Annotated in this window: 7 protein-coding genes; 1 reads left to right on the top strand and 6 read right to left on the bottom strand. The window is 32.4% G+C overall.

The window, feature by feature from the left end:
- A partial coding sequence (locus D8804_RS09840; RefSeq protein WP_260472355.1) for a tyrosine-type recombinase/integrase occupies positions 1-665 on the top strand: 665 nt, incomplete at its 5' end.
- 108 nt (positions 666-773) lie between these two features.
- On the opposite strand, the gene D8804_RS09835 is transcribed toward D8804_RS09840, so the two are convergent.
- The 6 genes from D8804_RS09835 to D8804_RS09810 form a co-directional block, all read right to left on the bottom strand.
- On the bottom strand, positions 774-1,049 hold the full coding sequence (locus D8804_RS09835; protein ID WP_048791717.1) for a hypothetical protein: 276 nt from the start codon (positions 1,047-1,049) through the stop codon (positions 774-776).
- A 37-nt stretch (positions 1,050-1,086) separates the two neighbouring features.
- Positions 1,087-1,470: a DUF5945 family protein gene (locus D8804_RS09830; protein WP_048791718.1), complete on the bottom strand. Its 384-nt coding sequence runs from the start codon at positions 1,468-1,470 to the stop codon at positions 1,087-1,089.
- Positions 1,467-1,700, bottom strand: a complete 234-nt coding sequence (locus tag D8804_RS09825; RefSeq protein WP_048791719.1) for a DUF5965 family protein — start codon at positions 1,698-1,700, stop codon at positions 1,467-1,469. The genes D8804_RS09830 and D8804_RS09825 overlap by 4 nt, the downstream gene beginning before the upstream one ends.
- Positions 1,701-1,750: 50 nt before the next feature.
- A complete protein-coding gene (locus D8804_RS09820) occupies positions 1,751-2,836 on the bottom strand; it encodes a toprim domain-containing protein (RefSeq protein ID WP_048791720.1) in 1,086 nt (361 codons plus the stop codon).
- Between the two features lie 9 nt (positions 2,837-2,845).
- Positions 2,846-3,487: a hypothetical protein gene (locus D8804_RS09815; RefSeq protein ID WP_048791721.1), complete on the bottom strand. Its 642-nt coding sequence runs from the start codon at positions 3,485-3,487 to the stop codon at positions 2,846-2,848.
- 109 nt (positions 3,488-3,596) lie between these two features.
- The coding region (locus D8804_RS09810) for a peptidase domain-containing ABC transporter (protein ID WP_125399638.1) at positions 3,597-4,482 on the bottom strand (886 nt) is incomplete at its 5' end.

Below are 4,482 nucleotides of genomic sequence, written 5' to 3'. Positions count from 1 at the left end.
TAATTGAAGAGAATCCCTTCAATCAATTACGCTTTCAATTTAGAACTGAAAAAATATTGCCTAAAACGATTCCGTATGATATTCTGAAAAATATTTTTTCATATTTAGAGCAGAGAGTAGTTATATCTAAAACTGACTATCAAAAACAAAAAGCTGAAAGAAATCTACTAATTATTTCCCTTTTACTTTCAACAGGTATCAGAATTTCTGAACTTTGTCACATTCATCTCAAAGATATTAATCTTTCCAATAAGACACTCCATATTATAGGAAAGGGTAAGAAAGAGCGTATCCTATTTTTAGGAGATCAAACAACCTTCAATTTATTAGAAACATATATAAATAAAAACGGAAAAGAATCTAATGATTTCCTATTCCCAGGGAAACATTCGCCTAAACCATTGTCAGAGCAAAGTGTACGTTTAATTTTAAAGAGAATCGTTGAACAAAATAGCTTATCTAAAAATATTACACCACATATGTTTAGACATAGCTTTGCAACAATGCTTCTAGATAATGATGTAGATATTCGATACATTCAACAAATTCTTGGACACAGTTCTATATCAGTCACACAAATCTATACTCACGTATCTCATTCAAAACAAAAAGAAATACTTAGTTCTTTTAATCCCATATCAGTAATTCATTCTGAAATCGAGTAAGAGACATTTCCAAAGTCTACAGTTCAGTTCACTTCATCTTAAATTAATTTTTGTAGTTCTACTTTAGTTAAGACTTTATTCAAATAAAAGAAAATTTTATAAAACTATTCACTTCCTTCCGTCTTTCCTAAATCTCTCTAAATTCTTCTCCAATTGTTCCTTATGAAGTTGATTCTTAGCTTCCTTTAATGTGTCATCCAAAGTTTCTTCTCTATAAATTGCTTCTGTTTTTAGCTGTTCTGATTCTTGATCTAGAGTGAAAATGATATCTAACAGTCGATCTATTTTTTCAAGATCTTGGACAGACATATCAGATAGTCTATGAATTAGCTTTTTAAATACATCACTATTGTCTTGATTTTTCTTAAAAAAAGTTGTAAACATCTATAACCTCTCAAAAAAAGCAGCCTCTTAAGACTGCTTAGTGTAATTCGGAAATCGCATCATAAATTGACTGCAATTTCTTATTGTCTTTATTCTTTGTATCAATCAACGTATATAGCTCTTCAATTTTCTTTTGACTACTTTCAATATCGCTATTGTTATCCGCAATCAGTCTTTTTAGATGTTGCTGATAACTTGTAGTAATATCTGTCTCTTTTCCTGTTCTAACCTCTGTAACTTTAGGTTTAGAACTAGGATTTGATTCCGTCACAGGTGCTTGTTTTCGCTTTTGAAAAGCTGCTTCATAATTTACATCATTACCTCCTTTATGATTTCCAAATAAGGCCGCAATTTTATCTGGATCTTCTTGATTTTCTGATTTACTTTCTAATGGTTGATTAAAATCCCAATTTTTTGTCATTCACTCATTTCATCCTTTCTAAATTCAGAATCATCGAATTGTATTTCTTTACCAAAGGCATGGTCAAGAGCTTCTTCAAAACTCATGTGACTGATGCTTTGACGCCTTTTGAACGTCGCAAACATCGCTGTCTCCAGTTGTTCTTTGTAAGCAGCGAGTTTTTCTTTCTCTCTTGCTACCTTGCTTTCTTGCCTAGTGACTTTTTCTTCTAAGCGTTCAATAATGGTCATATACGATCCTCCTTCATTCTAATATTAGCTAAAACATCTTGATTTTGTTATCACAATTCTAAACATTGAGATGATTGTCTTACTGGTGGATTTCCAAATGTCTCTTTTACAGTCTCAAGCATAAATTGTAAATCTGATTTCTTTTCTCTAAGAATATCGTTCCAGTCTATTTTTTCTTTCCCAAATTCATTATTAGGTAAATCCAGTAAAACAGGCAATCCTGCTTGAGATAACTTATCAGAAAAATCTTTTCCTGCATCATCACAATCTACCGCCAGTGTCAATAAATCAGGATGATTATCAAAATAGGTAGTGGTATCACGAATTGTATTGATCAAAGGCAATAACTTTGAAGGTGTTACTGTATCTAAAAATTCCAACTTCTGATTTTCTTCAGCTATCAGTCGTAAAGTTTGATAAGCGATAACAGACCTTTTTAATCCTTCCATAGATACCAAACGAACATCAGATAGACTTTGTTGATGCAGTTCGTAATAGCTCATTAAGTCAATGAACGATTCACAAAAGACCAGTCTATTTGGTTTACCAATATCAAAGGATATTCCAATATGTCCATGGCTTCCTTTTAGAATCGTTTTCAGCCTCTCTCTAGGAAGAGAGTGATTCTTATAAATACCTTGTAAGCTTGCTGCCTGCAGCTTGTGACGATGATCAAAGCTTTTAAAAACAATAACAGGTTCAACAGTTTCATTTGTTTTCCAACTAGCTTGTGCTATCAAACCTTGTTGAATCATCTTTTCTATGATTTCGTCTGAGATTCCTCTACATTCTGTTAAATAATATCTGGCCAGACTACAGTTAGAATCTTCTATTCTCTTTAAAGGATAATAAAATGGTCTCTCCCTATTTTCTTGAACAGCTTCTTTTTGAAAAGGTTCTTCAGAAAAAAAAGCTAGAGCTTCTTTAAAGGAAATTCCCTTAACAAGTCGAACAAAATCAATGACATCACCTTGAATATCTCTTGAAAACCATTTAAAAGTATTGGTAGTTGAAAAAATCCGAAATGAATCGTGTTCAGGATGCTCATAAACACTGTTCGAAACTTGTTTAAAGGAGATACCTAAACGACTTGCTACATCAAGAATTGAGATTTGCTTACATTCCTCTATATTCATAAAACATCATCATTTTGTCGTAGTATTTGGCAGTGATGGAACAGATGAGGATTCTTCCAAAGTTTTGGGAGTGGCCTTATCCAAATCATCCAATCCAGATTTCCAAACCTGTACTTGATTGACCAATAACTTACCTGGTAGTTTCGAATAAGACAACTTAACCGTTCTGGTTTCTGTCTGATTGGTCTTTGATTGGTTGGCATTCTTTAAATCAGATACATAGGTTACATTATAAGAGACCATGGCAATGGCTTGATTCGTAGTCTGATTGACAAAGATATCAGCTTTTTCAAAATGATAATCCAAAATATAGTCCTTATACACTTGGTTCATGGCATCGTTTTGACTTGTTAATTCTTGAGAATAAGCCGATTCAGTCATATAAGGTTGAATACGTGTATTATTTTCTCCGAGCTTTTCTTTCGTATAGTACTGAGTCAAAAATTCTTTTACAGTATCCGATGACAAAATGCTGGCTTTATCTTCTGCTTGTTTATCCTCTACAAGTTTAGCTGCAGCCAATTCAATCTCTTTACGACTTTGTTTAGCAGTCGAGTGTTGACCAACAGTATATCCCATCATGAGAATAAAGCTAGTTGCAGCCACTGCTCCAACACTAATTAAGGCTTTAGTTTTGACTTTATTTAACATCTTAGACCTTCTTTCTATAAAAACTAGGTCAAGAATAGCAGATAAATCTTGAAAAAAGTATCACAGAAGTAAAAATGCCACCCGAAGGTGGCCAATATATATTACAAATTTAGTAATCCGTCTGATAAAGTTTTTTATACAAACCATTTTTCATATTCAATAGTTCTGTATGACTTCCTTGTTCTACAATTTCTCCTTTATCCATTACAAAAATCTGGTTAGAATCGATAATGGTAGAAAGTCGATGTGCAATAACAATAATTGTAATATTTTGTTCTTTAAATTTCTGCATAATCTCTTTTTCATTAACATTATCTAGATAACTTGTGGCTTCATCTAAAAGTATTATTTTGGGTTTCTTAACTAGCGCTCTTGCTAAAATAATTCTCTGACGTTGCCCTCCTGACAGATTCATTCCCATTTCTGAAACTAAAGTATTATACCCCATGGGCATTTCCATAATTTCATCATGGATATTAACTAACTTACAAATTTTTGTCATTTCTTCCTCTGAGACTGAGATATCTCCAGCAATATTCTCATATATGGTTTTATTAAATAAAGTCATGTCTTGTGGGACAATGCCAATTTGTTGACGAAGATACTGTTTATCCAACAAATTATAATCTAAGTCATCAAATAAAATACTACCTGACGAGGCTGGAAATAAACCTATTAATAATTTGGAAAGTGTACTTTTACCTGATCCAGAAGAGCCAACAATTGCTACCTTCTCACCCTTCTTTATTTCAATAGACACATTAGAAAGTACTTTTTTACTATCTCTAGTATATGAAAATGAAACATTTTTAAGTGTGATTTCCCCATTTAAGTCGTGTTTCACTACACCATTTATCTCAGTTTCTTCACCTAAAATCTCTAAAATCCGAGATAAAAATGTTTTGCTATTGTAGAATGCTACAATTGTATCAAAAATACTATTAATCTTACCAAATAATAGAGATGACAAAGAATATACTGCAAAAATCCCACCT

The sequence above is a fragment of the Streptococcus oralis genome, from assembly GCF_003944215.1.
GTDB classification, from domain to species: Bacteria; Bacillota; Bacilli; order Lactobacillales; family Streptococcaceae; genus Streptococcus; species Streptococcus oralis_BI.
The sequence above is the reverse complement of the archived record's forward strand: the minus strand, read 5'-3'. Positions and strand labels throughout refer to the sequence as shown.